This is a genomic window from Nocardioides panacisoli, from assembly GCF_039537325.1.
In the GTDB taxonomy this organism is placed as follows: domain Bacteria; phylum Actinomycetota; class Actinomycetes; order Propionibacteriales; family Nocardioidaceae; genus Nocardioides; species Nocardioides panacisoli.
Window position 1 is genome coordinate 419159 of the sequence record NZ_BAABAH010000002.1, and the last position, 25580, is coordinate 444738.

Annotated in this window: 31 protein-coding genes and 1 tRNA gene; 11 read left to right on the forward strand and 21 right to left on the reverse strand. The window is 70.3% G+C overall.

Annotated elements, in window-relative coordinates:
- Positions 1-8 precede the first annotated feature (8 nt).
- The 3 genes from ABD709_RS05045 to sqr are packed head-to-tail and all read right to left on the reverse strand — an operon-like array spanning position 9 to position 2117.
- A complete protein-coding gene (locus tag ABD709_RS05045) occupies positions 9-518 on the reverse strand; it encodes a DsrE/DsrF/DrsH-like family protein (protein ID WP_344772925.1) in 510 nt (169 codons plus the stop codon).
- Positions 519-546: 28 nt separating this feature from the next.
- Complete coding sequence (locus ABD709_RS05050; RefSeq protein ID WP_344772927.1) at positions 547-861, reverse strand: TusE/DsrC/DsvC family sulfur relay protein; 315 nt, start codon at positions 859-861, stop codon at positions 547-549.
- Positions 858-2117, reverse strand: a complete 1260-nt coding sequence (gene sqr / locus ABD709_RS05055; RefSeq protein ID WP_344772929.1) for a type III sulfide quinone reductase, selenoprotein subtype — start codon at positions 2115-2117, stop codon at positions 858-860. The genes ABD709_RS05050 and sqr overlap by 4 nt, the downstream gene beginning before the upstream one ends.
- Positions 2118-2282: 165 nt before the next feature.
- On the opposite strand from sqr, the gene ABD709_RS05060 reads away from it, so the two are divergent.
- Together ABD709_RS05060 and ABD709_RS05065 are read left to right on the forward strand one after the other, a co-directional pair.
- On the forward strand, positions 2283-3038 hold the full coding sequence (locus ABD709_RS05060) for a sulfite exporter TauE/SafE family protein (protein WP_344772931.1): 756 nt from the start codon (positions 2283-2285) through the stop codon (positions 3036-3038).
- Between the two features lie 101 nt (positions 3039-3139).
- Entirely contained in the window at positions 3140-3742 is a 603-nt protein-coding gene (locus ABD709_RS05065) for a hypothetical protein (protein WP_344772933.1), read from the forward strand.
- A gap of 175 nt (positions 3743-3917) precedes the next feature.
- Here the strand turns inward: ABD709_RS05065 and ABD709_RS05070 are convergent, their stop codons facing one another.
- The 3 genes from ABD709_RS05070 to ABD709_RS05080 form a co-directional block, all read right to left on the reverse strand.
- Complete coding sequence (locus ABD709_RS05070) at positions 3918-4316, reverse strand: VOC family protein (RefSeq protein WP_344772935.1); 399 nt, start codon at positions 4314-4316, stop codon at positions 3918-3920.
- Positions 4317-4433: 117 nt separating this feature from the next.
- Positions 4434-4820: a DUF1801 domain-containing protein gene (locus tag ABD709_RS05075; protein WP_344772937.1), complete on the reverse strand. Its 387-nt coding sequence runs from the start codon at positions 4818-4820 to the stop codon at positions 4434-4436.
- Positions 4821-5162: 342 nt separating this feature from the next.
- Positions 5163-6188, reverse strand: coding sequence for a zinc-binding dehydrogenase (locus ABD709_RS05080; protein ID WP_344772939.1), 1026 nt, complete (start codon positions 6186-6188; stop codon positions 5163-5165).
- A gap of 120 nt (positions 6189-6308) precedes the next feature.
- On the opposite strand from ABD709_RS05080, the gene ABD709_RS05085 reads away from it, so the two are divergent.
- Positions 6309-6791: an FBP domain-containing protein gene (locus tag ABD709_RS05085; RefSeq protein WP_344772941.1), complete on the forward strand. Its 483-nt coding sequence runs from the start codon at positions 6309-6311 to the stop codon at positions 6789-6791.
- Positions 6792-6805: 14 nt separating this feature from the next.
- Here ABD709_RS05085 and ABD709_RS05090 read toward each other — a convergent pair whose 3' ends face one another.
- On the reverse strand, positions 6806-7624 hold the full coding sequence (locus ABD709_RS05090) for an NAD-dependent epimerase/dehydratase family protein (RefSeq protein WP_344772943.1): 819 nt from the start codon (positions 7622-7624) through the stop codon (positions 6806-6808).
- A gap of 61 nt (positions 7625-7685) precedes the next feature.
- Between ABD709_RS05090 and ABD709_RS05095 the strand changes: the two genes are divergently transcribed.
- The gene (locus tag ABD709_RS05095) at positions 7686-8123 is read left to right on the forward strand and encodes a MarR family winged helix-turn-helix transcriptional regulator (protein ID WP_344772945.1); all 438 of its coding nucleotides are present in this window, start codon (positions 7686-7688) and stop codon (positions 8121-8123) included.
- A gap of 98 nt (positions 8124-8221) precedes the next feature.
- Positions 8222-8782, forward strand: coding sequence for a dihydrofolate reductase family protein (locus tag ABD709_RS05100; RefSeq protein ID WP_344772947.1), 561 nt, complete (start codon positions 8222-8224; stop codon positions 8780-8782).
- A gap of 129 nt (positions 8783-8911) precedes the next feature.
- Here ABD709_RS05100 and ABD709_RS05105 read toward each other — a convergent pair whose 3' ends face one another.
- The 3 genes from ABD709_RS05105 to ABD709_RS05115 form a co-directional block, all read right to left on the reverse strand.
- Positions 8912-10504 (reverse strand): calcium-binding protein, encoded by a 1593-nt coding sequence (locus ABD709_RS05105; protein WP_344772949.1) that lies wholly within the window; start codon positions 10502-10504, stop codon positions 8912-8914.
- 95 nt (positions 10505-10599) lie between these two features.
- Positions 10600-11604 carry a helix-turn-helix transcriptional regulator gene (locus tag ABD709_RS05110; protein ID WP_344772951.1) on the reverse strand — a complete coding sequence of 335 codons (1005 nt, stop codon included), beginning with the start codon at positions 11602-11604 and terminating at the stop codon, positions 10600-10602.
- On the reverse strand, positions 11604-12527 hold the full coding sequence (locus ABD709_RS05115; RefSeq protein ID WP_344772953.1) for a helix-turn-helix transcriptional regulator: 924 nt from the start codon (positions 12525-12527) through the stop codon (positions 11604-11606). Before ABD709_RS05115 ends, ABD709_RS05110 begins: the two co-directional genes overlap by 1 nt.
- 105 nt (positions 12528-12632) lie before the next feature.
- Here ABD709_RS05115 and ABD709_RS05120 point away from each other — a divergent pair, with 105 nt between their 5' ends.
- Positions 12633-13391 (forward strand): hypothetical protein, encoded by a 759-nt coding sequence (locus ABD709_RS05120; RefSeq protein WP_344772955.1) that lies wholly within the window; start codon positions 12633-12635, stop codon positions 13389-13391.
- Between the two features lie 4 nt (positions 13392-13395).
- Here the strand turns inward: ABD709_RS05120 and ABD709_RS05125 are convergent, their stop codons facing one another.
- The 4 genes from ABD709_RS05125 to ABD709_RS05140 form a co-directional block, all read right to left on the reverse strand.
- Positions 13396-14160 (reverse strand): crotonase/enoyl-CoA hydratase family protein, encoded by a 765-nt coding sequence (locus tag ABD709_RS05125; RefSeq protein WP_344772956.1) that lies wholly within the window; start codon positions 14158-14160, stop codon positions 13396-13398.
- A 314-nt stretch (positions 14161-14474) separates the two neighbouring features.
- The gene (locus tag ABD709_RS05130) at positions 14475-14798 is read right to left on the reverse strand and encodes a GroES family chaperonin (RefSeq protein WP_425575037.1); all 324 of its coding nucleotides are present in this window, start codon (positions 14796-14798) and stop codon (positions 14475-14477) included.
- Between the two features lie 11 nt (positions 14799-14809).
- Positions 14810-15055, reverse strand: a complete 246-nt coding sequence (locus ABD709_RS05135; RefSeq protein WP_344772957.1) for a DUF3618 domain-containing protein — start codon at positions 15053-15055, stop codon at positions 14810-14812.
- Positions 15056-15067: 12 nt separating this feature from the next.
- The gene (locus tag ABD709_RS05140; RefSeq protein WP_344772958.1) at positions 15068-16135 is read right to left on the reverse strand and encodes a HoxN/HupN/NixA family nickel/cobalt transporter; all 1068 of its coding nucleotides are present in this window, start codon (positions 16133-16135) and stop codon (positions 15068-15070) included.
- 55 nt (positions 16136-16190) lie between these two features.
- Between ABD709_RS05140 and bcp the strand changes: the two genes are divergently transcribed.
- Positions 16191-16670 (forward strand): thioredoxin-dependent thiol peroxidase, encoded by a 480-nt coding sequence (bcp, locus tag ABD709_RS05145; protein WP_344772959.1) that lies wholly within the window; start codon positions 16191-16193, stop codon positions 16668-16670.
- A gap of 15 nt (positions 16671-16685) precedes the next feature.
- Positions 16686-16767 (forward strand) — tRNA-Leu (locus ABD709_RS05150).
- Here the strand turns inward: ABD709_RS05150 and rdgB are convergent.
- Genes rdgB through ABD709_RS05175 form a run of 5 tightly spaced genes read right to left on the reverse strand, consistent with a single transcriptional unit; the run spans position 16768 to position 20725 of the window.
- Positions 16768-17403, reverse strand: a complete 636-nt coding sequence (gene rdgB / locus ABD709_RS05155; RefSeq protein ID WP_344772961.1) for an RdgB/HAM1 family non-canonical purine NTP pyrophosphatase — start codon at positions 17401-17403, stop codon at positions 16768-16770.
- Positions 17396-18115: a ribonuclease PH gene (gene rph, locus ABD709_RS05160; RefSeq protein ID WP_344772963.1), complete on the reverse strand. Its 720-nt coding sequence runs from the start codon at positions 18113-18115 to the stop codon at positions 17396-17398. The genes rdgB and rph overlap by 8 nt, the downstream gene beginning before the upstream one ends.
- Positions 18116-18125: 10 nt before the next feature.
- Complete coding sequence (locus ABD709_RS05165) at positions 18126-18980, reverse strand: metal-dependent hydrolase (protein WP_344772965.1); 855 nt, start codon at positions 18978-18980, stop codon at positions 18126-18128.
- 30 nt (positions 18981-19010) lie between these two features.
- The gene (locus ABD709_RS05170) at positions 19011-19811 is read right to left on the reverse strand and encodes an ABC transporter permease (protein ID WP_344772967.1); all 801 of its coding nucleotides are present in this window, start codon (positions 19809-19811) and stop codon (positions 19011-19013) included.
- Positions 19808-20725: an ABC transporter ATP-binding protein gene (locus ABD709_RS05175; protein WP_344772969.1), complete on the reverse strand. Its 918-nt coding sequence runs from the start codon at positions 20723-20725 to the stop codon at positions 19808-19810. The genes ABD709_RS05170 and ABD709_RS05175 overlap by 4 nt, the downstream gene beginning before the upstream one ends.
- Before the next feature lie 130 nt (positions 20726-20855).
- Here ABD709_RS05175 and ABD709_RS05180 point away from each other — a divergent pair, with 130 nt between their 5' ends.
- The 3 genes from ABD709_RS05180 (at position 20856) to ABD709_RS05190 (ending at position 23831) form a co-directional block, all read left to right on the forward strand.
- Positions 20856-22019 (forward strand): sensor histidine kinase, encoded by a 1164-nt coding sequence (locus ABD709_RS05180; protein WP_344772971.1) that lies wholly within the window; start codon positions 20856-20858, stop codon positions 22017-22019.
- The gene (locus ABD709_RS05185; RefSeq protein ID WP_344772973.1) at positions 22016-22675 is read left to right on the forward strand and encodes a response regulator; all 660 of its coding nucleotides are present in this window, start codon (positions 22016-22018) and stop codon (positions 22673-22675) included. The genes ABD709_RS05180 and ABD709_RS05185 overlap by 4 nt, the downstream gene beginning before the upstream one ends.
- A 208-nt stretch (positions 22676-22883) precedes the next feature.
- Positions 22884-23831 (forward strand): DUF559 domain-containing protein, encoded by a 948-nt coding sequence (locus tag ABD709_RS05190; protein ID WP_344772975.1) that lies wholly within the window; start codon positions 22884-22886, stop codon positions 23829-23831.
- 78 nt (positions 23832-23909) lie between these two features.
- Here ABD709_RS05190 and ABD709_RS05195 read toward each other — a convergent pair whose 3' ends face one another.
- Both ABD709_RS05195 and murI read right to left on the reverse strand, forming a co-directional pair.
- Positions 23910-24686: an MBL fold metallo-hydrolase gene (locus ABD709_RS05195; protein WP_344773041.1), complete on the reverse strand. Its 777-nt coding sequence runs from the start codon at positions 24684-24686 to the stop codon at positions 23910-23912.
- 2 nt (positions 24687-24688) lie between these two features.
- Positions 24689-25522, reverse strand: coding sequence for a glutamate racemase (murI, locus tag ABD709_RS05200; protein WP_344772977.1), 834 nt, complete (start codon positions 25520-25522; stop codon positions 24689-24691).
- Between the last annotated feature and the right edge of the window lie 58 nt (positions 25523-25580).

The following is a 25580-nucleotide window of genomic DNA, read 5'->3' on the forward strand; positions in this document are numbered from 1 at the left end:
CTCGCCGCTCAGATGAAGAGCAGCTGCGCACCCTCGGTGATCTCGATGAAGTCAGAGGCGCTGATGATGTCCTCGACCTCGTCGAAGAGGTCCTCCTTCTCCAGGTGCTGCATGTCCGCGGACATCCGGCACGCCCACAGGTGACCGCCCGAGTCGACGATCTGCTGCAGGAACTCCGGCACCTCGGGCACGCCGAGGTCGGCGATCGACTTCTTCATCATGTGGGTCGCCATCGCGGTCATGCCGGGCATCGGCGTGATGCCCTGCGGCATGTGCGCCGCGGTGTTGCCGACCGGCGTGAACTTGAGGTCGCCCATCGTCTTCTTGTTGATCATGTCGAATCCCCAGAACGTGAAGAACAGGTGCGTCTCCACGCCCTCGCCGAGCGCTGCATTGGCGAGGATCAGTCCCGGGTAGGCCATGTCGAGGTTGCCCTTCGAGCAGATGATCGCGAGCTTGCGATCGGTGGCTGCCGAGCCGAAGTCGGGGATGATCGGCGCGGTTTCGGTGGTGGTCATGACAGCTCCTCGGTGGTGAGTACGGCGCTCACACGCAGCCGCGCGGCTTGGGCAGGCCGGCGACGTACGCCAGCTTCTTGGCGGGCTTCTGCGGGAACAGGCGGAACAGGTCCTTGGTGGGGATGCCACCGACCGTGCTGATCCGGCGCACCGTCGCGGTCTCGCCGGTGTGCGCGAAGTCGTCGCGCAGGAACCGGATCGCCCGCCAGTGCTCGTCGGTGAGCTCGATGCCGATCTGGCCGGCGAGGAACGAGGCCAGGGACTCGTCCCACTCCCGCGGGTCGGTCAGGAACCCTTCGTCGTTCACGTGGACCGTGTGGCCCGCCAGGGTCATGGTGGTCATGACGCACTTCCTCTCTCGGCTTCTTCGGGGGCGTGCTTGCCGCGCATCGACATGTGCGCGGGCAGCGGCACGGGGTGGCCGGGGAGCAGGACGTTCCAGTAGATCTGCCGGAACGCGAGCTTCCCGAGGTGGTTGGCCCGGGTCTCCTCGAGCAGGCTCATCGGCCCGACGACCGGGAGCGGGTACTTCCCCGGAAGCGGCTCGGTGTCGTAGTTGAAGTCGATCAGCAGGGCCTTGCCGTCGCCGGACTCCACGAAGCAGTTGGCGTGGCCGTCGAACGACCCGGTCATCGGCTCCCCCGCCACGTGCTGGAGGAAGTTGTCGATGAAGATCTCGACCTCGAAGTGCGCGACCGAGCCGGCCTTCGACGCCGGCGCGTTGCTGGCGTCGCCGATCGCGAAGATCGTGTCGTACGCCGTCGAGAGCAGCGTGTGCTTGTCGACCGGCACGTAGTTCAGCTCGTCGCCGAGACCGGACCGGGCGAGATAGTCGGCGCCCATGTTGACCGGGATCGTGACCAGTACGTCGTACGGCACCTCGCGCTCGTCGTACGACACCAAGACCTTCCGCTCCTGGTCGACGCGCTCGATCATGAAGTCGGTGACGACGTCGACCTTGCGCTCGTCGAGCATGCCGCCGAGGTGCTCGGAGGCGACCGGCTTGGTGAACGCGCCGTCGAGCGGCGTCACGTAGAGCATCTCGACGCGATCGCGCACGCCGCGCTGCCGCAGGTACGCGTCGGCGAGGAAGGTGAACTCCAACGGTGCGACGGGGCACTTGATCGGCATCTCGCAGATCTGCACGACCAGGCGGCCGTGATCGAACCGCTCCAGCGCGGTGGCCAGCGCCTCGGCGCCCTCGAGGGAGTAGAAGTCGAAGATGCTGCGGTGCCACTCGTCCCCGAGCATGCCCGGCGTCTCGTCGGGACGCGGCGACGTACCCGTGGCGATGACGAGGTAGTCGTAGTCGAGCGTCAGCCCGCCGTCGAGCCGGACGAGCTTGCGCTCCGGGTCGACGACGTCGATCTCGCCGTACACCAGGTTGATGCCGTGGTGCAGGACGTGCCGCCGGCTGCGCACGATGTCCTCGCGGGTGTAGTCGCCGAAGGGCACGAAGAGATAGCCCGGCTGGTAGTGGTGCTCGTCGTCGCGGTCGACGATCGTGATCGCCCAGTGGCGCTCGGAGAGCTTCTTGCGGAGCTTGTTGGCCACCATCGTGCCTGCAGTCCCGGCACCCAGGATGACGAGTCTGTTCACGGTCGCCTCCTTGCGCGACCCGGCGGCACCCCGTGCTCGGGGCGCTCGGAGGCCGGGCCTCTGCTTCCAGCCAACCGCCGCCGGCGGCCGCGCGCAGGTGCTGTTGGACTCTCCCGTCAGGGCCGATGGACCCTGCCGGATCCGTTGACGTGCCAGGATCCGGGCATGCCGTACGACGTCGAGGGCACGGCGTTCCTGACGATCGCCGGGGTCGTCGCGGGCGTCGTGGGTACGGCGGGCGGCATCACCAGCCTGGTCTCCTACCCGGCCCTGCTGGCCGTCGGCATCTCCCCGCTGACCGCGAACGTCACCAACAGCGTCGCGCTGCTCGGCAGCGGGGCGAGCTCCGCGACGCGGGCCGCCCCGGACGTGACCGGCCACGGCGAGACGATCCGGCGGTTCCTGCCGATCTCGATCGTGCTGTCGCTGGCCGGAGCAGTCGTCCTCGTCCTCACACCCGGCCGCGTCTTCGACCGGATCGTGCCCTTCCTGGTGGCGGCCGGGGCGCTGATCGTGCTGCTGCAGCCGCGCATCAGCCGTTGGCAGGAGCACCACGAGCACTCGCTCGGAAGAGGACAGGTCCTTGCCGGGCTCAGCTGTGTCGCGCTCTACAACGGCTACTTCGGCGCCGGGAGCGGCATCCTGCTCGTCGCCCTGCTGATGCTGACGGTGGAGCCGGTCCTGCACCGCGCGAACTCGATGAAGAACGTCGTCCTGGTCGCGAGCGACGTTCTTCCCGCCGTCCTCTTCGCCGTGCTCGGCACCGTCGTCTGGAGCGCCGCGATCCCGCTCGGCGTCGGCGCGGTCGTGGGGGGCCTGCTCGGCCCGGCCGTCGCACGACGTACCCGACCCGACGTCCTCCGCGTCCTGATCGCCTGCTGCGGCTTCGCGCTCGCCGCCTGGCTCCTCCTGAACCCGTAGCAGACGCGGATCACACCGGAGCGTGGGTACGTCGTGCGCGGAATGGGGTACCACCCCTTCGTCAGAGCTCTCGCTCGAACCGATTCGCAACGGAGGAACCCGTGGCCCGCAAGAACCCGCTCGGCAAGATCAAGGACGTCGCCGTAGAGACGGCGAAGGCCCCGATGTCGGCGGCCGGCTCAGCAGTGGACCGCGTCAAGGAAGCCGCTGCGACCACGGGCCAGGTGGCGAAGTCCGCCACCGGCAAGGCTGCCGGCGCCGTCACGAACCTGACCGGCCGTGGCGGCAAGGCCGGCTCCGCCGCCCCCGCCACCGAGACCCCCGCCTCCTCCGAGCCGGTCGCGAAGAAGGCCCCCGCCCCCACTCCGGCGAAGAAGACGCCCGCGAAGAAGGCGCCCGCCAAGGACGGCCCCGCCGCCAAGGAGCCGACCGAGAAGGCTCCGGCCAAGAAGACCCCCGCGAAGAAGGCTCCGGCCAAGAAGACCGCCGCGAAGAAGGCGCCCGCGAAGAAGACCGCGAGCAAGGAGCCCAAGCCGGTCAACGTGACCAAGGAGCTCGGCCTCGACCCGGCTCCGGTCGACAAGCCGAAGCCGGCCAAGAAGAAGCCCGCGAAGAAGGCGACGACCAAGATCGACGCCGCCGCCGACGCGAGCACCGTCGACGTCACTCCCGCCGACGTCGCCGACAAGCTCGGCAAGGAGTAGCGACGACCGCAAGCTCCTCGGTGGTCGAGGACGTCGCGAAGCCAGACCCGCTCGGTGGTCGAGGAGGTCGCGCAGCGACCGTCACGAGACCCATTGAGGTCGCGAAGCCATAACCCTCGGTGGTCGAGGAGGTCGCGCAGCGACCGTCACGAGACCCGCAATGCTGCGGCCTTCCTCAGTCCTCGGCTTCGATCGCAAACGTGTTGCCGTCCGGGTCCCGGAACCAAGCGATCCGTCCGCCGCCCGCACGAGGCGTGATCCCCCGCGCGTCGTGCTCGAGCCCGTCGTAGCGCATGATCTCGACGCCGGCGGCGGTCAGCTCGTCGACGATCTGGTCGATGTCCGCGACGTACCAGATGGCAAGGGTCGCCGATGACTGCCCTGCGGAGGCGGACTGATAGACGTTCAGCGCCGGGCCGTCGCCGGACTTGTAGACCCGGGTTCCGTCCGGAATGTCGGCGCTCGGCCCAGATCCCAGGGGCTCCAGCCCGAGCTTGCCTTCGTAGAAGTCGATCGCCCGGTAGATGTCCGAGACCGCGATCGATGTCCTGAGGTCAAAGTCGCTCAATGGCATCGATCAACGCTCCCACACCTCGTGGCGCCTCGCCCAGCCCAGTGCAGCGGATAGACGTGGACGCAGGGCTGCGACTGGGCGCGCCGATGACTCACACCGGCAGACGCGATCAGCCGCTCAGTGCCCGACGCGTCGCCAGCCGCCCGCGCGATTGTTCGCCACGATTGCCCGCAGCATGTCCGTCAGTGCCGCTTGGTCGATCGTGTCGTCCCGGTAGAGCTGAATCCCGCGGGCTGTTGCATTCCCGTGTCCCTGGTTGATGATGCCGGCGGGGTCTGGGACCGTCGGGTCATAGAGGAAGAGGTTCACGTGGTCCTTGGTGGCCAGGAACGCACAGACGTTGCCGGACAACACGAAGTACGGCCGGACCGACCGCTTGATGGTCTCCTCGATGTCCGGATCTGCTTCCCAGATGATGCCTCGTAGCTCCCTGAGGGTCTGCTGTTGCCAAGGCTGCGCTGCTTCTATGTAGGCATCGACGCTGGGATGGGCACGGCTCGCCATGCGTTCAAGGTACGTCCGGCTTCGCGACCAACGACGATGTCGCGCGCCAGGCGAGCCTTGTGCACAGCGTTGGCGGCGCTTGCCTCGTCGGAGATTGGGCTGGCCGCAATAGCCCTACCCTGGAGGTCTCGCCTCACCCCTGAGGCGGACGGGCTACGGCAGGTTCCGATCCTGCGTGGCGACCGTGATCCGTAAACAGTGGCCCGACCACATCGGCAGGGGTTGCTCGGCGGATCCGATCAAAGATCGGTCGGATCCGCCGCAGCCACGCAGTCAAATGTTCTCGCCGACGCGTGCAGCAGTCGCTCCCTCGTCGCGGCATGGTCGGACGCTCGGCGCCGATCAGGGCTGGAGCACCACCTTGCCGGTGCTGCGGCGTGCCTCGATGTGCTCGTGGGCCCGACTCGCGTCGGCGAGGGGGTACGACGAGTCGACGTGCGGACGCACCCATCCGGACTCGACGCCCTCGAGCACCTGCTCCATCCAGCCGCGGAGCATCTCGACCTCGTCCCACATGTGCCCGAGGTTGACCCCGAAGGCGCCGTGATTGGCGTTCATGAGCGACACCGGGTGGAAGAAGGGCATCAGCGCCGCGGTCCTGGCCAGCTGCAGCTTGCCCCGCAGGCCCTGGTTGTTGGAGGCGGCGGAGACGCCGTACATCCCGAGTCGTCCGGTGGGGCGCAGCACGGTGCGGGAGCGGCGGAAGCTCTCGCCGCCGAGGGGGTCGATCACCAGCTCGACGCCCCGGTCTTCGGTGAGCGAGCGCACCTCGCGGGTCCAGTCACCGGTGCGGTAGTCGACCGCGTGGTCCAGGCCTCGAGCCGTGAGGAAGCCGTGCTTGCCCGCGCTGGCCGTGCCGATGGTGCGCGCCCCGACGTGGCGGGCGATGTCGAGAGCCGCAAGGCCGACGCCGGAGCCGGCGTTCTGGATCAGCACGGTCTGGCCCTCGCGCAGCCCGCCCTGCACCACGAGGAGCTGCCAGGCAGTGAGGTAGGCAACCGGGATCGCCGCCGCCTCCGCGTGGCTCAACGCCGCCGGCTTGGCGAAGACCTGGGCCGCCGGGACGTTGAGCCCGCTGCTGTAGCCCCCGAACCGGGTCAACGCCAGGACGTCCTGCCCGACCAGCGACTCCTCGACCCCCGTGCCCACGGCACGCACCGTGCCCGAGACCTCGTAGCCGACCACCAGCGGCAGCGGCGGCGCGTCCGGGTAGAGACCCTGCCGAGCGAGAATGTCAGCGAAGTTGATCCCGGCGGCGGCCACCTCGACCTGCGCCTCACCGGGCGCGGGCGGGTCCAGCCGCGACGTCTGGAGACTCAGCCGCTCCGGGCCGCCTGCGCGCGTGATGACGACCTGTCGGATCTGCATCCGTGCATTGTCGTCGCACTCACAGCGGCAGATCCGTGCGTCCGACAGGCGACCGACTGACGCGTCGCGAGCCGTCGTCGCGTTTGGCGATCTGGCTCTGTCGCCATGCAGTCTTGAGCGGTGAACCCGTTGACCGAGAATCAGATCCGCAGCGCGTTCGTGAATCTCAGCAAGGGCGCGGCCGCGCGGGTCAATCTCCCGGCAGACCTGGACGAGCGACCTTGGGAGGACCTGGACTACCTGGGCTGGCAGGACCCGAAGGCCCCGGGACGGAGGTACCTCGTCGCCGACCTCGATGGCCGGGTCCGCGCGATCGCGCTCCGCCCTTCCGACGGTGGCGTGGGAAGGACGCGCAAGACGATGTGCGACCTGTGCCTGACCGTCGGATCGGTCGGGCTGATGGTTGCTCCGCGCGCAGGCAGAGCAGGCCAGCGAGGTGACTCGGTGGGGATCTACATCTGCACGGGGCTCGACTGCTCGCTCTTCGTCCGCAACATCCGGAGCAACGGCACCATCATCATGGAGGAGCGCCTGACCACGGAGCAGAAGATCGAGCGCTTGACCGCGAACCTGGACACGTTCATCGCTCGCGTCCTGCGGTGAGTCGCACGGCTCGTTCAGAGGATTCCGGCCGCAGCCGCTTCCCAGACGGTGGCAACCGAGGGTCGGAAACCGAGGCTGCGCAGGAACGAGGAGTCCATGCGGCCCGCCCACGGGTTGGTCAGGGGTTCAGCCGAGCCGTCGATCGGTGAGCCGCCGAGTCGGGCCATCTCGAAGACGGTGACGGGAGCGTCGTCGGTCACGTTGGCGATGCGACCGTCCAGCTGCCCGCCGAGCGCCAGCAGTACGGCGGCTGCCACGTCGCGGTGGTGGGCGACGGAGTAGGTGTGCGCGGGATGTAGGCCGAACCGGCCCGCCAGGGCACCCATCGACGCGAGGTGCCCGTCACCGTCGCCGTACACGAACGGCAGCCGCAGCACCGACCACGTCAGCCCGCTCTCGCGGACCAGCGCCTCGGCGGCCACCTTGCTGGCCGGGTACGCCGCGCTGGGGTTGCAGCTGTCGCTCTCCAGGCCGGGTCTGGCCTGATCGTGGTTGTAGACGTTGCCGGTGCTGGCCATCACCACCCGGGCGTCGGGGGCGTGCGACGCGACGGCGTCGAGGAGGTTGCGCGTGCCGTCGAGGTTCGCCCGCCAGATCGCGTCCTCGTCGTCGGTACGGAAGAGCGCGGCCAGGTGGACGACCGCATCCACGCCCTCCACCGCCGCGGGGAGGGTGCTCGGATCGTTCAGGTCGCCGCGAACAGCCGTCGCGCCGTCGGGGGCGGTGTTGTCGCCGCGCACGAGAGCCCGGCAGTCGTGGCCCGCCGCGATCAGCCGCGGCAGGAGCCGCGAGCCGACGAGCCCAGTGACGCCGGTGACAAGGAGAGTAGGCATAAGTGATCCTTCCGCTGATCATCAGTATTACTGACGATCAGCGTAGCACTACACTTCAGGGGTGGACGGTGACGAGGGACCCGGACCCGAGCTGCAGGGGCGGCTGGGGTACCTGCTCAAGCACGCGTTCTTCCAGCTGGAGGACCTCCACACCGTGCACCTGGCCGACGGTCCCGTGAACGTCCGCGAGCTCAGCGTCCTGCTGCTTCTGGAGGGCCGGGAGCCGGAGTCGCAGCAACAGGCGGCCGGGCGGCTGGGAGTGGACCGTACGACGATGGTCGGCCTCCTCGACTCGTTGGAGGGCAAGGGCCTGGTCGCGCGCCAACCAGACGCAGCCGACCGCCGCCGCAACGTCATCGTCGTCACCGACGCCGGCCGGAGGGCCTTGAAGAAGGCCAAGGCCGCCAGCGACAGGGCCGAACGAGAGCTGCTGGCCGATCTATCTCCTGCCGAAGGCCGACAGCTCCGCGACCTGCTGGCACGCATCCTCGCGCGGTAGCCGCGACCTGTCGGATCGGAGGGCACTCGTTCGTAGCAACGAGTAGAGCGGGACATCACCGTCGCGCCCGCCAACGAGGAACGACACAAGGAGGAACCATGTCGCGGTCCGTGCTGGACATGTCGGTCTCGCTCGACGGCTACGTCGCCGACACCAACGACTACCTCGGCGGCGAGGACGGTGAGCGGCTGCACACCTGGGCCGAGTCACGCGATCCGTCGCGACCGGTCAAGCAGTTCGAGGACGAGTGGAACGCGGCCGGGGCGATCCTCGCCGGCCGCCGGACTGCCGAGCTCATGGACCACTGGGGAGGTTCACACAACGGGCTCCCCATCTTCGTGCCCAGCCACCGCCCACCCCCTCCGGCTGCCCGGTGGGGCTACCCCCTGGTCACCTACGTCGCCGATGGCATCGAGAGCGCCATGGAACAGGCGAAGGCTGCCGCTGGCGACAAGGACGTCCAGGTCCGTGGCGCCAACGTCGCTCAGACAGCCCTCGAGGCCGGCGTCCTGGACGAGATCCAAGTCCACCAGATCCCCGTCCTGCTCGGCGGCGGTCGCCGCCTCTTCGACGTCCTGCCCGCCCTCATCGAGCTCGAGATCCGCCAGGTGATCGACAGCCCCGAGGCGACCCACATCCGATACCGGGTTCGTCACTGAATCGGCACGTCTCGCACATCTGGTCCCGCCCGCCTGCGCCAGGAGCAGCGCAGTCCAGCTGCGTCCCAAATGCGGCGGAATGACGCTCGTCAGCGGCTTCCAGGCGGCCACCGGACGCGTTGCACGTGGTCAGTGGCTGGAGTCGACGATCGTGATGGTCGGATTCTCCTCGAGCGGCGACCGCGAGCCGATGAACGGATAGCCCGAGCTGACGTAGGGCTGCTCGTTCCACTCCATGTCCATGACACCGACCTGGAGGTAGTAGGTGCCGGGGGGCGTGCCCTGTGGAAGGACGAGGGACCCGGACCAGGTCCCGTCCTGGGGGGTGCCGGCGACAAGATCGGCACCAGCGGTCACCGGTGCGGGATTCGATGGGTCGTAGGTGGGAGTGAGCGTCATGATGCTGACGCCGTCCACACCGACTCCTGCGTCCGCGGCGTGGACGGTGAAGTCGATCTTCGCGGGCCCGCCGAGGGTGTCCACGGTGTCCGTGCTCAGCATGAGGCTGTCCGCGGTCGGCGCGGTGAAGTCCGTCTGGGTGCGGCCCAGCACGCTGAACGCGCCCATGCCGAAGGGAAACGGCCGGTTGTCGCCCTCGGAGGTCTGGAACCGCCGGTAGGGGTACTCGTCCGGCCCCCAGTAGATCACCCGCGCCTCCCGTACGTCGCCGCTCGCACGATCGCTCGCGTAGATGCCGATATTCCACTGACCACCGGGCATCGAGGCCCGGATGTCGAAGCGATCCATCCAGATGCCGTCGTGGATGTCGCCGCTGATCAGCTTGAGGCCTCCGCCGAAGTCGTAGGTCAGGGTGCTGGCCGTCCGAGGGGACCAGATGTCGACTCCGAGGCGGTCCCACGCAACGCCGGACTGCGCGTCGGTGATGTGCGCCTTCACGGTGATCGACTGCCCCGACTCTCGTAGGTCGATGGTCTCGTCGGGCGTCGGCGAGATGAGCTCGACGAGCGGCTCGTCGAGGTCCGGGTCGTCGTCCAGGACGGTGATCTGCTGGTCGCTGAAGTCCGGGGTGGAACGGCGACCGAGGCGGTCGGTCAGTCGTACTGACGGGACAAAAGTTCCGGGCTTGCTCCACCGCGCGAATTCAAGCGTCCCTTCGTACCAGCCGTCCCGCGCGGTGCCCGACACGCGATCCAGCCGATTCCTCGGGAACCAGGGCGTGTCGTCGCCGTGCTTGAGCATCACGTCCTGCACACCGGTGTCGTCGGTGACGTGCAGGCGAGCAGTGACCTCCACGCCACCCGATGTCACGTCGACTGTGGTCTCGGAGAAGGAGAGCTGGTCCGCTGCCGGCGGCGCCTCGTCGTACACGCAGCGGTCGGCCACGTCCGTGCTGTCGAGGGTGCACACGTTCGTGCCGGGCCCGCCGTTGACGTCATCGGCCTGCGGCCCGCCGTCGAGGAAGTCGTTGCCGGAAGCGCCGACGAGGCGGTCGGCCTGGCTGCCGCCGCGAAGCTCGTCGCCGCCGCGACCACCGATCAGGATGTCCCGTCCGCCGCCGCCCACGAGGACGTCGTCGCCCCCGCGGCCGCAGATCACGTCCGGTCCCCCGGTCCCGACGATCGTGTCGGCGCCGGGCGTGCCGGCGATCGTGCATTTCGTGGCACCTGCGGCCACCGACGACACTTCCGTCGATCCGATGGCGAGCGGCACCGACGCCGCCATCGCGACGAGACAAACCAGCACCCGAGCGCGACGTGTCACGCCTTCCCCCTCTGCTCCCGAGACACAAACCGCAGCAGTCTCACATCGCGGAGTCGCGCGCGCAGACGAATCCGCAGATCCGTCGAGGCGGTGGCTCACACAGGCTCGGCGCCGACATCGTGGTGCAGCAGCAGCTCTTCCGCAAGCACGGCGCCGGCGTTGTCCAGCTCGGCGGGGGCGACGACGAGGGCGGCGGGGCCGGCGGCGAGGAGGAGCATGCCGACCCGTTGCTCGAGCGGCGGGAGCAGCTCCAGCGCCAGCTTGACCGACTCGTCGTCGGCCTCGAGCACCTCGACGGACTCGGCGTACATGTCGGCTGCCCAGCGGCCGGAGTGTGGGAGGACGACCTCGACGCGCTCGGTGGCGCGCTGGGCGTCGAGGCGGGCGGCCAGGTCGGCGGGTGGGTCGTAGGTCTCGTCGAGGGGCTCGACGGAGCGGAGGTTGGAGAGCAGGAAGGTACGCAGGCCACCGTGCTCGTCGGGCGGGCCGGCGTCGACCTCCCAGCCGCGGCGGGTCTGGACCAGGCGGTAGGGCTCGATCACCCGCTCCCCCACCCCTTGCCGCCAGGCGCGGGAGTAGCCGATCCGCACCCGCCGCCGGGCCGCGACCGCGTCCTGGAGCGGGCGGAGCGTGTGGTTCCAGGCGCGGGCGGGCTCGTCGCCGCCGTCGAGCGGGACGCCCATCGTCTCGGTCAGCACCTCGACGGCGCCGGCGAGCTCCTCGTTGTCCGGCTCGATGTCGAGCAGGCCGCGGGCGGCGGTGAAGACGAGGGCGAGCTCGGACGCGTCGACGTACTCGACCCCGAGGTCGGTCGCCGGCCGGTCACTGGCCAGCCGCACCACGGTGGCCTCGTTGGGATCGGCCTCGTCGCCCTCGGCGCCGACGAACTCCAGTACGTCGACGCGGGTCAGGCCCATCAGCCACTCCGACCCGACGTCGGCGGCATAGAACGCCATCAGGTCCTCGCGGAGCTCGTCGACGGGTACGCCGAGGTCGGCGGCCAGGGTCGCCAGCGGCAGGCCCTCGGGGTGGCCGATCAGCCGCTCCATGACCTGCGGCAGCCGCGCGATACGGGCGACGTACTTCGGGGTCGCGACCATCAGCCCGCCTCCTGCCCGGCCATCCGGCGCAGCTCGGCGACGACCTCGCGGCGGATCTCCTCGGGACCGAGCAGCTCAACGCGGCGGCCCAGCTCATAGAGCCGGGTCCGGAACGCCGAGCGGTTCGTCACCCGGAAGAGCAGCACCACGGCGCCGCCGTCCTGGCGGCTCTCCGCGGGCTCGCCGAGCGAGCGGCGCACGTCCGGCTCGTAGTCCGCCGTCGTCCGCAGCTCCACGTCGATCGGCGGGTCGAGCTCCCAGCTCATCGGGTGCAGGCCGGGGTGCCGCACCGGCTCGGCCGGGTCGGCGGAGCCGGGCGCGTCCGAGGTCACGTCGGTCATCCGCGACACCACGAAGGTCTTGACCAGGTCGGCGCCGTTCTCGCGGCCGCGGAGGTACCACGTGCCGTTCTGCGACCGCACCGACGCCGGGTGCACGACGCGCGGCGTGCCCTTGTAGGTGAACCGCAGCACCGCGCGCTGCGACGTCGCCCGTACGACGACCGACAGCGCGTCGCCGGTAGTGGCGAGAGGCAGCGCCGGAGGTACGACGTCCGCGGGCTTGGCGCTCGCGGGCAGCCCAAGGCGGCGCACGAGATCGCCACGGTCGGCCAGCAGCACCGCCTGCTGGAGCGCCCGCTGCTGACCCGGCGTGAGCCGCACGGTGAGCCGGTTGTCGACGGTCTCCATCACGTAGTGCGAGCCCTCCCCCTGCTCGGCCACGTTGACGATGCTCCAGCCCTGGCTGCGCAGGTGTCGCAGCTCGCGGGCGAGCTGGTCCATCTTCTCCGCGCCGGTGAACTCGGCGACCTCGGCGAGGTCCTCGCCGGAGATGCCCGCCCGGCCGCGGGCGTGCAGCACCGCGGCGATGCGCACCAGCCGCTCCATCGGCGCGCGCTGGTCGCGCCCCGGTCCCTTGGTCACCTGTCTCCTCCCGGGCGTAGATCGGGCAACGCCGGACAGTCTTGCCTACGACCGGTTTTCGCGTTCCCGAGATTCCGTCGGAGCATTCTTTTAACCTTCCGTCCCGTGCGAAAGATCATTCTCGGCCTGACTCTCGGGCTCTCCAACCTCCTGTCCGCCGTGGCGCTGCCCGGCACCGCCTCCGCGGTCGACGACCTGCGGGTCCACGCGAGCGTCCCCGACGTCGCGATCCCGAAGGGCCACTGCCCGGGCACCGTCGTCCACGGCTTCGGCAACTGGAGCGCGGCCGACGACCCGCTGGTCACGATCGACATCACCCAGCCGGACGGCACGGACTTCCGCCAGATCCAGCTCGGCGGAACCGACGGCTCGTTCGACGAGCCGATCCAGCTCTGCTACGGCGCCGAGCCCGGCATCTACGTCGTCGACGTCACCGTGTCCCTCGGGACCACCGACCAGACCGCCACGGTCGAGACGTCGTTCCGGATGACGCGGATCCACCAGAAGAGCTCCCGTATCCCCGTCCGCACCGGCCGGATCCGGCACGACGACCCGTGGAAGTTCGGCGCCCTCGGCCGGCTCTACGTCGCGGGCCGCCCGAAGGCCGACCAGAAGGTCTGGCTCGTCGCCCGCGGCGACAGCGGTTGGGTGAAGGTCGACAGCGGGCGCACCGAGGACGGCCGCTACCGCGGGTTCACCTACTGGAAGTTCAAGCCGAACCCCTACCGCTGGGCGATCTGGTACGGCGGCAACGAGCGCGTCCGGTCGACGTACAGCGACCCGTTCCACTTCCCCTACCGCCAGGCGAAGGCTGCCCCGGAGCGACCGGGGCTGCTGAAGTCGCTGGTGACCGCGGGCCGCTAGCCGACTACTGGGAAGATCCGTGCCTGCCGGCGCCGCCCACGAACCGGGCGGCGCCGGCGATGGTGTCCGCGGACAGCGACACCTCGCCGTGCCGCCACTCGTTGGCGATGGCCTGGTCGAGCGGGAGGCCGTGCTGCTCGTACGCCGACAGCCGGTCCTGACGAAGGCAGGTCTGCGGCAGCGTCGCGAGCTCCTGGGCGAGGGCGACCGCCTCGTCGAGCACGGCGCCCGTGGCGGCCAGCCGGTTGGCGAGGCCCATCCGCAGCGCCTCCTCCGCGCCGACCTCGCGGCCGGTGAGGATCATGTCGAGCGCGTACGACTGGCCGATCAGGCGCGGGAGGCGGACGGTGCCGCCGTCGATGAGCGGTACGCCCCAGCGGCGGCAGAAGACGCCGAACTTCGCGGACGGCTCCACCACCCGAAGGTCGCACCAGAGCGCGAGCTCGAGCCCGCCGGCGACCGCGTAGCCGTCGACCGCCGCGACCACCGGCTTCGACAGCAGCATCCGGGTCGGACCGAGCGGACCCGGACCCTCGCCGGGCTGGTGGATCTCGATGTCGCCGCGGGAGACCGCGGCGAGGTCCGCTCCCGCGCAGAAGACGCCGCCGGCGCCGTGCAGCACCGCGACCGACGCCTCGGGGTCCGCGTCGAAGGCCTCGAACGCCTCGCGGAGCGCCCGGGCGTGCTCGGTGTCGATCGCGTTGCGCACCTCCGGCCGGTCGATGGTGACCACCGTGACCGGCCCGTCGTGCTCGATGTTGACGCCCATGGCGGGAGCCTAGGGGTCTCGACAGCCGCCGGTGGTCGAGGTGCGAGCGCAGCGAGCCTCGAAACCTCCGGAGCCGCCGGTGGTCGAGGTGCGAGCGCAGCGAGCCTCGAAACCTCCGGAGCCGTCGGTGGTCGAGGTGCGAGCGCAGCGAGCCTCGAAACCTCCGGAGCCGTCGGTGGTTGAGGTGCGAGCGCAGCGAGCCTCGAAACCTCCGGAGCCGCCGGTGGTTGAGGTGCGAGCGCAGCGAGCCTCGAAACCTCCGGAGCCGCCGGTGGTTGAGGTGCGAGCGCAGCGAGCCTCGAAACCTCCGGCGGCTAGAGGTAGAGCCCGGCCGTCTCGTCGCCGAGGCGGTCGGCGGCGACGGCGTGCACGTCCCGCTCACGCATGACGACGTAGGTATCGCCCTGCACCTCGACCTCGGCCTTGTCCTCGGGGTCGTAGAGAACCTTGTCACCGGCCTCGATCGAGCGGGCGTGCGGGCCGACGGCGACGACCCGCGACCAGGCGAGCCGCTTGGCGCCCATCGCTGCGGTCGCGGGGATCACGATGCCGCCGGAGGAGCGGCGCTCACCGGCGTCGGTGTCGGTCTCGCAGAGGATCCGGTCGTGGAGCATCCGGATCGGCGTCTTGTCGGACAAGCGTGACACCGTCAGCGACTGAGCTTCCGGAGCACGACGATGGCGGCGACGACGCCGACGACCGCGCCGACGGTCTTGAGGATGTTGTCGGTCCGCGGCTCACCGGTGGCCGTGTCGACGTAGACCGCCTTCACCTGCGCGATCTCGCGGCTGACGATCGTCTTCGGGCTGGTGCGGTAGAGCAGCTGGTCGATCGTGACCGCGAGACGCTCGCGGGCCTCTTCGATCTCGCGCTCGATGTCGTTCGGCTGGGTCACGTCGGCAGGCTATCAATCGCCCACGACGACGGCTTCGGCCGTCCGGCGCCGCTCCATCATCCGGAACCCGGCGAGGCTCGCGCCCCACACGAGGGCGAAGATCCCGACCAGCACGAAACCCGCGTCCTGCAGGTCGACGTACGCCACCCAGCGCAGGGCGGCCGGGTCGAACTCGTCGGAGACCAGCTGGAGCAGCACGATCCCGCCGATGGACAGCGCGACGGCGACGGAGAGCGCGGTGACGCTGAAGTTGTAGAACAGCTTGCGCGCCGGGTCCACGACCGCCCAGCGGTAGGCGCGGGTCATGAACAGGCCGTCGATCGTGTCGCAGAGCGTCATGCCGGCGGTGAAGAGGACCGGGAGGACCAGCACGGCGTACCACGGCAGCGCCGCCGCCGCCGTACCGCCGGCCAGCACCAGCAGCGCGATCTGGGTGGCGGTGTCGAAGCCGAGGCCCATCAGCAGCCCGACCGGGTAGAGGTGCCACGGCTTGGTCACCCGCGACACCGCGCCGCGGAACAGCCGGGCCACGAAGCCGCGGTTGTGCAGGTGGTGGTGCAGCAGCTCCTCGTCGAAGGTGCCGGCCGAGAGGTGGCGGTAGACGTGCACGATCCCGGCCAGCGCGTTGAGGTTCATCAGGCCGATCGCGATGAGGAACATCCCCGCCGCGAGGGTGCCGACGATGCCGAGCGAGTGCTGCAGGGTCGAGCCGGAGTCCTGGACCTGGCCGGCGAGGGCACGTACGCCGGCGGCGAGCAGCCCGGCGAGGCCGAACACGACGCTGGAGTGCCCCAGCGCGAACCAGAAGCCGGTGCCGTGGGACGGCGTCCCCTCGCCCACGAGCTTGCGGGTGGTGTTGTCGATGATCGCGATGTGGTCGGCGTCGAACGCGTGCCGGGCGCCGAGCAGGAACGCGGTCACGCCGACCCCGACGCCGAAGACCTTCGCGTCACCGAGGGCGAGGTGCTGGGGGGCGACGACCGCCAGGAGGACCGTCCAGCCGAGGACGTTGAGGCCGATCACCGCCGCGAGCACGCCGACCAGGGACATCCGGTCGCGGGTCAGCGGGAGGCGGCGCACGCGATCGACCTTATTGCATGTCGTTTGCAATAACCAACCGGATACGGTTTCCCGCATGACACGGCTCGAGATCGGTGACCCCGCCCCCGACTTCACCCTCGCGACCGACAGCGAGGGCGAGGTGAACCTCTACGACCTGCTCGAGGAGGGCAAGAAGGTCATCGTCTACTTCTACCCCGCCGCCATGACGCCGGGCTGCACCAAGCAGGCCTGCGACTTCACCGACTCGCTCGACTCGCTGCAGGGCGCCGGCTACACCGTCGTCGGCATCTCCAAGGACAAGCCGTCCAAGCTCGCGAAGTTCCGCGAGCGCGACGGGCTCTCGATCACGCTGCTGTCCGACCCCGAGCTCGCCGTGCACGAGACCTACGGCGCCTACGGCGAGAAGAAGCTCTACGGCAAGGTCGTCGAGGGCGTCATCCGCTCGACGTTCGTCGTCGGCACCGACGGCAAGATCGAGCTGGCGCAGTACAACGTCAAGGCCACCGGCCACGTCGCCAAGCTGCGCAAGGACCTGGGGCTCGCGGCTGCCTAGACTCAGCCCGTCCATGCCGGAGTGGTGGAACAGGCAGACACGCACGGTTTAGGTCCGTGTGCCTTCGGGCGTGCGGGTTCGACTCCCGCCTTCGGCACTAGCGCAGCAGGGCGGCCACCTGCGGGGCGATCTCGCGCAGCGCCTTGCCGCGGTGCGAGATCGCGTCCTTGTCGGCGACCGACAGCTCGGCAGTGGTGACGCCGGGGTGGTCGTCGGCGACGAACAGCACGTCGTAGCCGAACCCGCCGCTCCCCCGCACCTCGCGGACCACCCGGCCGTCCATCCGGCCCTCGACGACCAGCTCGCGGCCGTCGGGAGTGACCAGCGCGACGGCGCAGGTGAAGTGGGCAGTACGGCGCTCGTCGGGTACGTCGTTCAGCTGGTCGAGCAGCAGCCGGTTGTTGCGGTCGTCGTCCTTCGGCGGACCCGACCAGCGCGCGGAGAGCACCCCCGGCATGCCGTTCAGCGCGTCCACGCACAGGCCGCTGTCGTCGGCCAGCGTGGCGAGCCCGGTGGCCGCGACGCCGGCGCGCGCCTTGAGCAGGGCGTTGCCCTCGAACGTCGGCTGGTCCTCGACCGGCTCGTCGTACGGCGGCACGTCGTCCAGCCCGACGACCTGCACGCCCTCGAGGTGCTCGTCGAGGATCCGCTGCATCTCGGCGAGCTTCTTCGCGTTCCGGGAGGCCACCAACACCCGGGTTCCGAGGCTCACTTCGTTCGCCCCCTCAACCATCGGTGGAGAGCGCCGCCTGCTGCATGCGCGTCAGGTCGGCGCAGCCCTTCTCCGCGAGCCCGAGCAGCAGGTCGAGCTCGGCGCGGTCGAAGGCGGCACCCTCGGCGGTGCCCTGCACCTCGACGTACTTGCCCTCGCCGGTCATCACGACGTTCATGTCGGTCTCGGCGCGCACGTCCTCGACGTAGGGCAGGTCGAGGCGGGGTACGCCGTCGATGATCCCGACGCTGACGGCGGCCACCGAGCCGGTCAGGGCGCTCGTGGTGCCGAGCTTGGCGCACGCGTCGGCGAGAGCGACGTACGCCCCGGTGATCGCCGCGGTGCGGGTGCCGCCGTCGGCCTGGAGCACGTCACAGTCGATCTGGATGGTGTTCTCGCCGAGCGCCTTGTAGTCGATGACCGCGCGCAGCGAGCGGCCGATCAGCCGGCTGATCTCGTGGGTGCGGCCGCCGATCCGGCCCTTGACCGACTCACGGTCCGAGCGGGTGTTGGTGGAGGCCGGGAGCATCGCGTACTCCGCCGTCACCCAGCCCAGCCCGGAGCCCTTGCGCCACCGCGGCACGCCCTCCGACGCCGACGCCGCGCACAGCACGCGGGTCTTGCCGAACTCGATCAGCACCGACCCCGCCGGGTGGTCGAGCCAGTTGCGGGTGATCGTGATCGGGCGCAGCTCGTCGTCGGCGCGGCCGTCCTCGCGGGGTGTCGCAGTCATGGGGACGAACCTAGGGGAGGTGGTCGCGCAGCGTCCCGTCGGGTCCGAACAGGCGTGCCGACCACTCGGCGACCAGCTCGGTGCTGTCGAAGTCGTCGGGATGGAAGCCCTCGCGCGTGTAGGCCCGCAGGTGCGCGATCACGTCGCGCTGCAGGAAGGGCGAGTGCCGCAGGGCCAGCAGGCTGCGGACGAGACGGACGGGGTTGTACGCCGCCCGGTCGGTCAGCAGCGAGAGCAGGGTCCCCACCACGACCAGTCCGATCAGGCCGACGCTCTGGATCCGGAACCCCCACCGACGCATCCGCTCGCTGCCGCCGACCGCGCGGTAGACGTCGAACGCGACCGCCTTGTGCTCCGACTCCTCCAGCGCGTGCCACAGCAGGATGTTGCGCACCTCGGTGTCACCGAGCAGCCGCTGCGCCTCGGGCTTGCGAAGCAGGCACTCCGCGATCGTGGCCGTGTAGTGCTCGAGCGCCGCGGTGTAGGCGAGGCACAGCTTCTTGGGCGCCCGCTTCCACGCGTCGGCGAGGGACCACTCCACGAACGCCGAGACCCGGCGGGTTGGGTAGCCCATCTGCTGCAGCCGGTCGTTGAGCTCGACGTGCTCGCGCCCGTGGGTGACCTCCTGGCCGATGAACCCGCGCACCTGGGCCGAGAGCTCCGGGTCGTCGACCCGGTCGCGGAAGTGGCGCACCGAGCGCACGAAGAAGTCCTCCCCCGGCGGGAACGTGGCGCTGAGGACGGCGACCACGTGACTCATCACGAGGTCGCCGTCCACGTAGTGCTTGTGCAGCGCGCCTTCGGGATAGGTGAACCCGACTCGGCGTACGCGTACGTCGCGGTGTGGCACGGGAGCGGCGGCCATGCCCGCCAACCTACCGCTCCGCTCGGGGACCTACTTGAACTCGATGCGCAGCAGCCGCATGATCCCGAAGGTCAGCGGGATGATCAGCCAGATCGTCCCCGACACCGCGATCTGCGCCCACTCCTCGCCCGTCGGCTGGTAGTCGCCGCTGAACAGCGGCGTCTGGGCGGTGTTGAACTCGATCCAGGGGATGACGTCGTGCATGGTCTGGCTCAGCGCGCTGAGCAGGCCGGCGGCGATCGGGAGGATCAGGCTGTAGGCGAAGTAGCCGACGATCGCGCCGGGTGTGTTCATCAGCAGCATCGCGATCGCGAAGCCGACGAAGATGCCGATGATGTTCGCCAGGATGAACCCGTTGAAGACCAGGTGGCCGTCGATGGACCACTCCGGCGAGGCGCCGAGCACCGTGGCGAACAGGGTGCCGATGACGGCGACCACCGCGGCGAGCACCATCACGCCGAGCGCCAGGAGCACGCCGGCGATGAACTTCGCCTGCACCACCCGGGACCGCTTCGGCTCCAAGGTGAAGGTGACCAGGCCGTTGCGCTGGCTGGCCTCGCTGGTGACCAGCATGATGATCAGGATCGGCAGGAAGTAGCCGAGCACGCCGCCGGCGATCTGCAGGAACAGGCCGAAGTCCTTGTCGGCGTCGGGGATCGCCATCGCGACGATGAGACACACGACGAGGACGAGCCCGAGGATCGAGCCGGCGAACCAGCGGCCGGCGCGGGTGTCGAGGGCCTTGCGCATCTCGACCGCGGCAAGCCGGGTCATCGGGACCTGCGGGGTCCCCGAGACGTCGAGGGTGGGGGGTGCGGTGGTGGCGCTCATGCCGAGGCTCCTTGGTCGAGTACGTCGCGCTGGCTGTCGGAGGTGAGGTCGAGGAACAGGTCCTCGAGCCCCGCGGCTCCCGAGCGCAGGTCGGTGAGGACGAGCCGGGCGTCGAGCGCGACCCGGCTGGTCTGCTCGGGCGTCGCCTCGACGCGCAGGCCGGCGCCGGCGGCGGTCACCGAGATGCCCGCGGCCGTCAGCGCGCCCTTGAGCGCGTCGTTGTCGAGGGCGGTGACCAGGGTGGTCGCGGCGCCCTTCGAGCTGGCGAGCAGCGTCTGCTTGTCGCCCTGGGCGACGATCCTGCCGTGGCCGATGAGGACCAGCTCGTCGGCGATCAGCTCGACCTCGTTGAGCAGGTGGCTGGACAGCAGGACCGTGCCGCCACGGTCGGCGTACCCCTTCAGCAGGTCGCGCATCCACCGGATGCCGGCGGGGTCGAGGCCGTTGGCGGGCTCGTCGAGGATCAGCACCGACGGGTCGCCCAGCAGGGCGTGCGCGATGCCGAGCCGCTGCTTCATGCCGAGGGAGTAGTTGCGCAGCCGGCGGTTGGCCTCGCTCCTCTCGAGGGAGACCATCTCGAGCATCTGGTCCACGCGCGCGGCCGGCAGGCCCATCGTCTGCGCGGCGATGCCGAGGATCTCGCGGCCGGTACGGCCGGCGTGCTGGGCCGAGGCGTCGAGGAGCACGCCCACGTGCCGGCCGGGGTTCGGAATCTGGTGGTAGTCGAGGCCACCGATCGTGACGCTGCCGCTGGTGGCGGGGGTCAGCCCGACCAGGACGCGCATCGTGGTGGTCTTCCCGGCGCCGTTCGGGCCCAGGAAGCCGGTCACCCGACCGGGCTGGCAGACGAAGCTGACCTCGTCCAGCGCCCGGAAGGAGCCGTAGTCCTTGGTGAGTCGATCGATCGTGATCATGGGGAACAGCCTGCCCATCCGGGCTCCGGGAAGCATCGGACCCGCGTAGAGATCCTGTGAAACTTTGGTAGGGGGTCGGCAGCGACCGCCGCCCGATGCCGTGCGGCGCCCGGCTCACTAGCGTGAGCGTGTGCAATGTCCCGATCCCCGTGAGTTCCAGCCGCGGCTGACCGTGTGGGGCCACGCGTGGCGCCTCGTCGTGATGGTCGCGTTGAGCTCCCTGGTCTGGGCCGAGGTGCGCGGCAAGGAGCTCGAGATCGGCGACTGGTACGTCGCCCTCGACTTCTGCCTCGGCATCGCCGCGTTCGTGCTGGTGCACTTCCGCCGCCGCGTCCCCGTGTGGGTCGCGGTGCTCACCTCGATCATGAGCGCGTTCTCCGGCATCGCGGCCGGGCCCGGCCTGCTCGCGGTCGTCTCGCTGGCCACCCGCCGGCGCGGCCGCGAGATCGGGCCGGTCGCGGCGGTCAGCTTCGCGTGCGCCCAGCAGTTCAGCCTGATCACCGCGAGCGACGGCAGCAAGTGGTACGACGTCCTGCTCGACGTCGGCATCAACGTGGTCGCGACCGCGGCGGCGGTCGGCTGGGGCCTCTACATCGGCTCGCGCCGCGAGCTCGTCTGGACCCTGCGGCAGCGGGCGGAGAGCGCCGAGGCCGAGCGCGACCTGCGGGTGACCCAGGCGCAGACCGCCGAGCGCAACCGGATCGCGCGGGAGATGCACGACGTACTCGCGCACCGGATCTCGCAGATCTCCCTGCACGCCGGGGCGCTGACGTTCCGCGACGACCTCGGCGCCGACGAGATGCGGGCCAGCGCGGCCGTCATCCAGGAGAAGGCGCACGAGGCGCTCACCGATCTCCGCGGCGTCCTGGGGGTGCTGCGGGACGAGAACGGGTCGCCGCTCACCGGCCCGCAGCCGACGTACGCCGACATCGCGGGGCTGGTCGAGGACGCCCGCGAGTCGGGGGCGCGGGTGACCTACGAGCCGCTGCCGGCTGGGAGCGTCGTGCCGGACGCGGTCGGGCGTACGGCGTACCGCATCGTGCAGGAGGCGATCACCAACGCCCGCAAGCACGCGCCGGCGTCGGCGATCGGCATCACTGTGAGCGGCTCGCCCGACGACGGCCTCACGGTGGTGGTACGAAACGGCTTCGGGTTCGGCCCGACGAGCACGCCGGGCGCGGGCCTCGGGCTGGTCGGACTCGCCGAGCGGGCCGAGCTCGCCGGCGGGCGGCTGCGCCACGGCGTCGAGGGCGACTCGTTCGTCCTGCGCGCTTGGCTACCGTGGGCCGCGTGAGCGAGCAGATCCGGGTCGTCATCGTCGACGACGACCCGCTCGTCCGCTCGGCGCTCTCGCTCATGCTCGGCGGGCAGTCGGACGTGTCGGTCGTCGGCGAGGCGGCCGACGGGCGGGCCGGCGTCGACCTGGTGCGGCGGCTGCGCCCGGACGTCGTACTCATGGACATCCGGATGCCGCGCCTCGACGGCCTCGCCGCGACCCGCGAGCTGCACGCCGACGCGGAGCCGCCGCGGGTGATCGTGCTGACGACGTTCGACGCCGACGACCACGTGGTGGGTGCGCTCGCCGCGGGCGCGGACGGGTTCCTGCTCAAGGACACCCCGCCGGCGGAGATCGTCGGCGCGCTGCGCACGGTCGCCGCGGGCGACCCGATGCTCTCCCCCTCGGTCACCCGTACCCTCATCGACCGGCTCCGCGCCGACGACGGCCAGGACCGCTCCGACGACGCCAGGACCCGCCTCGACCGCCTCACCGAGCGCGAGCTCGAGGTCGCCCTCGCCGTCGGCCGCGGCCTCGCCAACGCCGAGATCGCCTCCGAGCTCTACCTCTCGGTCCCCACCGTGAAGGCCCACGTCTCCCGGCTCTTCGACAAGCTCCAGGTCACCAATCGGGTCCAGATCGCCATCTGCGTCCACGACGCCGGCCTCGTCTGACCTCGATTCGAAGGTCTGTCGAGGTTGATTCGAAGGTCTGTCGAGGTTGATTCGAGCGTGCGTGCGGGTCGAATCGAAGGCGTGTCGAGGTTGATTCGAAGGTCGATCCGGCCCACTCACCGTCCACAGGCGAGGCACGGCGAGCCTTCGTCCACACCTGCCGGGCGGACCGATGCCGCACCTCCTGCCGGAGGCGGATCGTCCGGCCATGACCAAGCCCCCACTGCCCGACCACCCGTTCACGTTCGCCGACGTCCGGCCGCTCGGCGTCACGCGAGCGGACCTGGACCATCTGCGCGAGACCAGGCACATCGTCACGCTGCTGCGTGGCGTCTTCGTCCGTGCCGACGTCGAGGTGACGCTCGCCGTACGCGCCGCGGCTGCTGCCCGCGTCATGCGACCGCACCAGATCGTCTGTGACCGGACCGCCGCATGGCTGCACGGCATCGACGTGCTCACGTACGGCGAGCTCGGTGCCGTGCCCGACGTCGAGGTCTGTGCCCGACGTGGCCACGGTCCGTGCCTGCGTGGCGGAGTGGACGGACGCACCCGGGACCTCGCCGACGGCGACATCATGGAGGTCGGCGGCGTACGCGTGACGACACCTCTGCGGACGGCGCTCGATCTCGGTTGCATCCTCGAGCGGCGCGACGCGCTGGCCGCACTCGACGCATTCCGACGCGACCACGAGCTGACCGCGCCGGCCTTGACCATGGCGTCCTACCGCTTCCGCCGGCGGCGCGGGGTCGTCCAGCTGCGCGAGCTGATCCCGCTGGCGGACCCGCGCTCGGAGTCGGCGCGCGAGTCCTGGACCCGGCTCGCGATCATCGACGCAGGTCTGCCGGCGCCCGAGCTCCAGGTCTGGGTCACCGTGGACGGGGTGGCGACCTATCGACTCGACCTGGCCTACGCGCACCGTCGGGTCGCGGTCGAGTACGACGGCTACGACGCACACGAGCGGACCCCGGAGCAGGTAGCCCACGACGAGGAGCGGCGCGCGTGGCTGCGCGCCCACGGGTGGACCGTGATCGTGGTGCGGCGCGGCGACTTCACCGGCGCAGCCCTGGACCGCTGGATCCACGAGCTGCGCGAGGCGCTCGCGTCGCCGTACTCGAATCGGCGGCGGCTGGAGCGCGGCGCCAAGAACCGTCGTTGAGGAAGTCACGAATCAACCGCGACAGACCTTCGAATCAACCGCGACAGACCTTCGAATCAACCCCGAGGGACCCTCGATTCAACCCAGGTCGTAGGTGGCGCCGGCGACGGCGAGCTCGGCGGGGCCGGAGTACGCCGACACGACCTCGCCCATGATGACGTCGGCCTCGTGCCACGGGGGGACGTGGGTGACGACGAGGAGCTTGGCGTCGGCCTTGCTGGCGTACTCGCCGGCCTCGGCGCCGGTCAGGTGCAGGCTGGGCGGGTTGTCGTCGCCGGCGCGGAACGAGGCCTCGCAGAGGAACAGGTCGGCGTCGGCGGCGAGGTCGAGCAGCGCATCGGTGGGGCCGGTGTCGCCGCTGTAGGCGAGCACCGCGTCACCGACGGTGATCCGGAAGCCGAAGGCCGGCACCGGGTGGTCCACCTCGTACGGCGTGATCGCGAACGGGCCCACGTGGAAGCCGCCCTCGAGACGGTGGAACGTGAACTCCTCGCTCATCCCGGTCTTCACCGGCAGGTCGTAGGCCTTCGCGAGCCGGCGGCGCGTGCCCTTCGGGCCCCACACGGGGAGCTTCGGCTGGGTGCCGGTCGGGTGGTACTTCCGCACGACGTAGTAGCTCGTCATGTCCACGCAGTGGTCGGCGTGCAGGTGGCTGAGCAGCACGGCGTCGACGTCGAGCGGGTCGACGTACCGCTGCAGTTGCCCGAGCGCGCCGTTCCCGAGGTCGAGCACCAAGTTCCAGGTGCGCCGCTTGCCGCTCTCGGCGTCGTTGCCCTCGGCCTGGACCAGGTAGCAGCTCGCCACCGACTCCGGCCCGGGGTAGGAACCCGAGCAGCCCACGATCGTCAGCTTCATCGTCACCGGAGACCTCCTGCGAACTGCCCGGCTGCGGCCAGCTCTGGCCCGAGAAAACGCCTGCCGATCGTCTCGAACTCGGCGGGGGAACCCGTGGTCGCGAAGGAGTACGACGGCTCGCCGCCCGGCCGCATCAGGCCGGTGTCGGCGAGCATCCGGTAGACGTCCTTGGCGCTCTCCTCCGCGCTGCTGACGAGCGTGACGTCCTCACCCATGACGTAGGAGATGACGCCGGTCAGCAGCGGGTAGTGCGTGCAGCCGAGGATCAGCGTGTCGACGTCGAGCTCGGTCAGCGGGTCGAGGTACTCGTGCGCGACCGCGAGCAGCTCGTCGCCGCCGGTGATGCCCTGCTCGACGAAGTCGACGAAGCGCGGGCAGGCGCGCGTGGTGACCTGGAGGTGCGGAGCCGCGGCGAACGCGTCGTCGTAGGCCATCGACTCCGCGGTCGATCGCGTGCAGATGACGCCGACCCGGCCGTTCTTGGTGGCCGACACCGCGCGCCGCACGGCGGGCAGGATCACCTCGACCACCGGTACGTCGTACCGCTCCCGCGCGTCGCGGAGCATCGCGCCGCTCGCGGAGTTGCAGGCGATGACCAGCGCCTTCACGCCCTGGTGCACGAGGTGGTCGAGGCACTCGAGGGAGTACTCACGGACCTCCGCGATCGTCTTCGGCCCGTACGGCGCCCGCGCCGTGTCGCCGAGGTAGGTGATCGACTCGTGCGGCAGCTGGTCGATGACCGAGCGCGCGACGGTCAGCCCGCCGAAACCGGAGTCGAAGATCCCGATCGGGGCGTCCACCGGAGCGGGGCGGACGGACGGGTTCGACGATGGCACGCTGACAGACTATGACTTCCGCCATGTGACGGCGTGCAGGCGGGACGCAGATCACGCC

Bases quoted from the DNA above. Each gene is read 5' to 3' on its own strand.
- ABD709_RS05045 (WP_344772925.1), bottom strand. From the start codon at position 518: ATGACCACCACCGAAACCGCGCCGATCATCCCCGACTTCGGCTCGGCA.
- ABD709_RS05050 (WP_344772927.1), bottom strand. From the start codon at position 861: ATGACCACCATGACCCTGGCGGGCCACACGGTCCACGTGAACGACGAA.
- ABD709_RS05060 (WP_344772931.1), top strand. From the start codon at position 2,283: ATGCCGTACGACGTCGAGGGCACGGCGTTCCTGACGATCGCCGGGGTC.
- ABD709_RS05070 (WP_344772935.1), bottom strand. From the start codon at position 4,316: ATGCCATTGAGCGACTTTGACCTCAGGACATCGATCGCGGTCTCGGAC.
- ABD709_RS05075 (WP_344772937.1), bottom strand. From the start codon at position 4,820: ATGGCGAGCCGTGCCCATCCCAGCGTCGATGCCTACATAGAAGCAGCG.
- ABD709_RS05080 (WP_344772939.1), bottom strand. From the start codon at position 6,188: ATGCAGATCCGACAGGTCGTCATCACGCGCGCAGGCGGCCCGGAGCGG.
- ABD709_RS05090 (WP_344772943.1), bottom strand. From the start codon at position 7,624: ATGCCTACTCTCCTTGTCACCGGCGTCACTGGGCTCGTCGGCTCGCGG.
- ABD709_RS05100 (WP_344772947.1), top strand. From the start codon at position 8,222: ATGTCGCGGTCCGTGCTGGACATGTCGGTCTCGCTCGACGGCTACGTC.
- ABD709_RS05110 (WP_344772951.1), bottom strand. From the start codon at position 11,604: ATGGTCGCGACCCCGAAGTACGTCGCCCGTATCGCGCGGCTGCCGCAG.
- ABD709_RS05125 (WP_344772956.1), bottom strand. From the start codon at position 14,160: ATGGGCGTCAACATCGAGCACGACGGGCCGGTCACGGTGGTCACCATC.
- bcp (WP_344772959.1), top strand. From the start codon at position 16,191: ATGACACGGCTCGAGATCGGTGACCCCGCCCCCGACTTCACCCTCGCG.
- rdgB (WP_344772961.1), bottom strand. From the start codon at position 17,403: ATGGTTGAGGGGGCGAACGAAGTGAGCCTCGGAACCCGGGTGTTGGTG.
- rph (WP_344772963.1), bottom strand. From the start codon at position 18,115: ATGACTGCGACACCCCGCGAGGACGGCCGCGCCGACGACGAGCTGCGC.
- ABD709_RS05165 (WP_344772965.1), bottom strand. From the start codon at position 18,980: ATGGCCGCCGCTCCCGTGCCACACCGCGACGTACGCGTACGCCGAGTC.
- ABD709_RS05170 (WP_344772967.1), bottom strand. From the start codon at position 19,811: ATGAGCGCCACCACCGCACCCCCCACCCTCGACGTCTCGGGGACCCCG.
- ABD709_RS05175 (WP_344772969.1), bottom strand. From the start codon at position 20,725: ATGATCACGATCGATCGACTCACCAAGGACTACGGCTCCTTCCGGGCG.
- ABD709_RS05190 (WP_344772975.1), top strand. From the start codon at position 22,884: ATGACCAAGCCCCCACTGCCCGACCACCCGTTCACGTTCGCCGACGTC.
- ABD709_RS05195 (WP_344773041.1), bottom strand. From the start codon at position 24,686: ATGAAGCTGACGATCGTGGGCTGCTCGGGTTCCTACCCCGGGCCGGAG.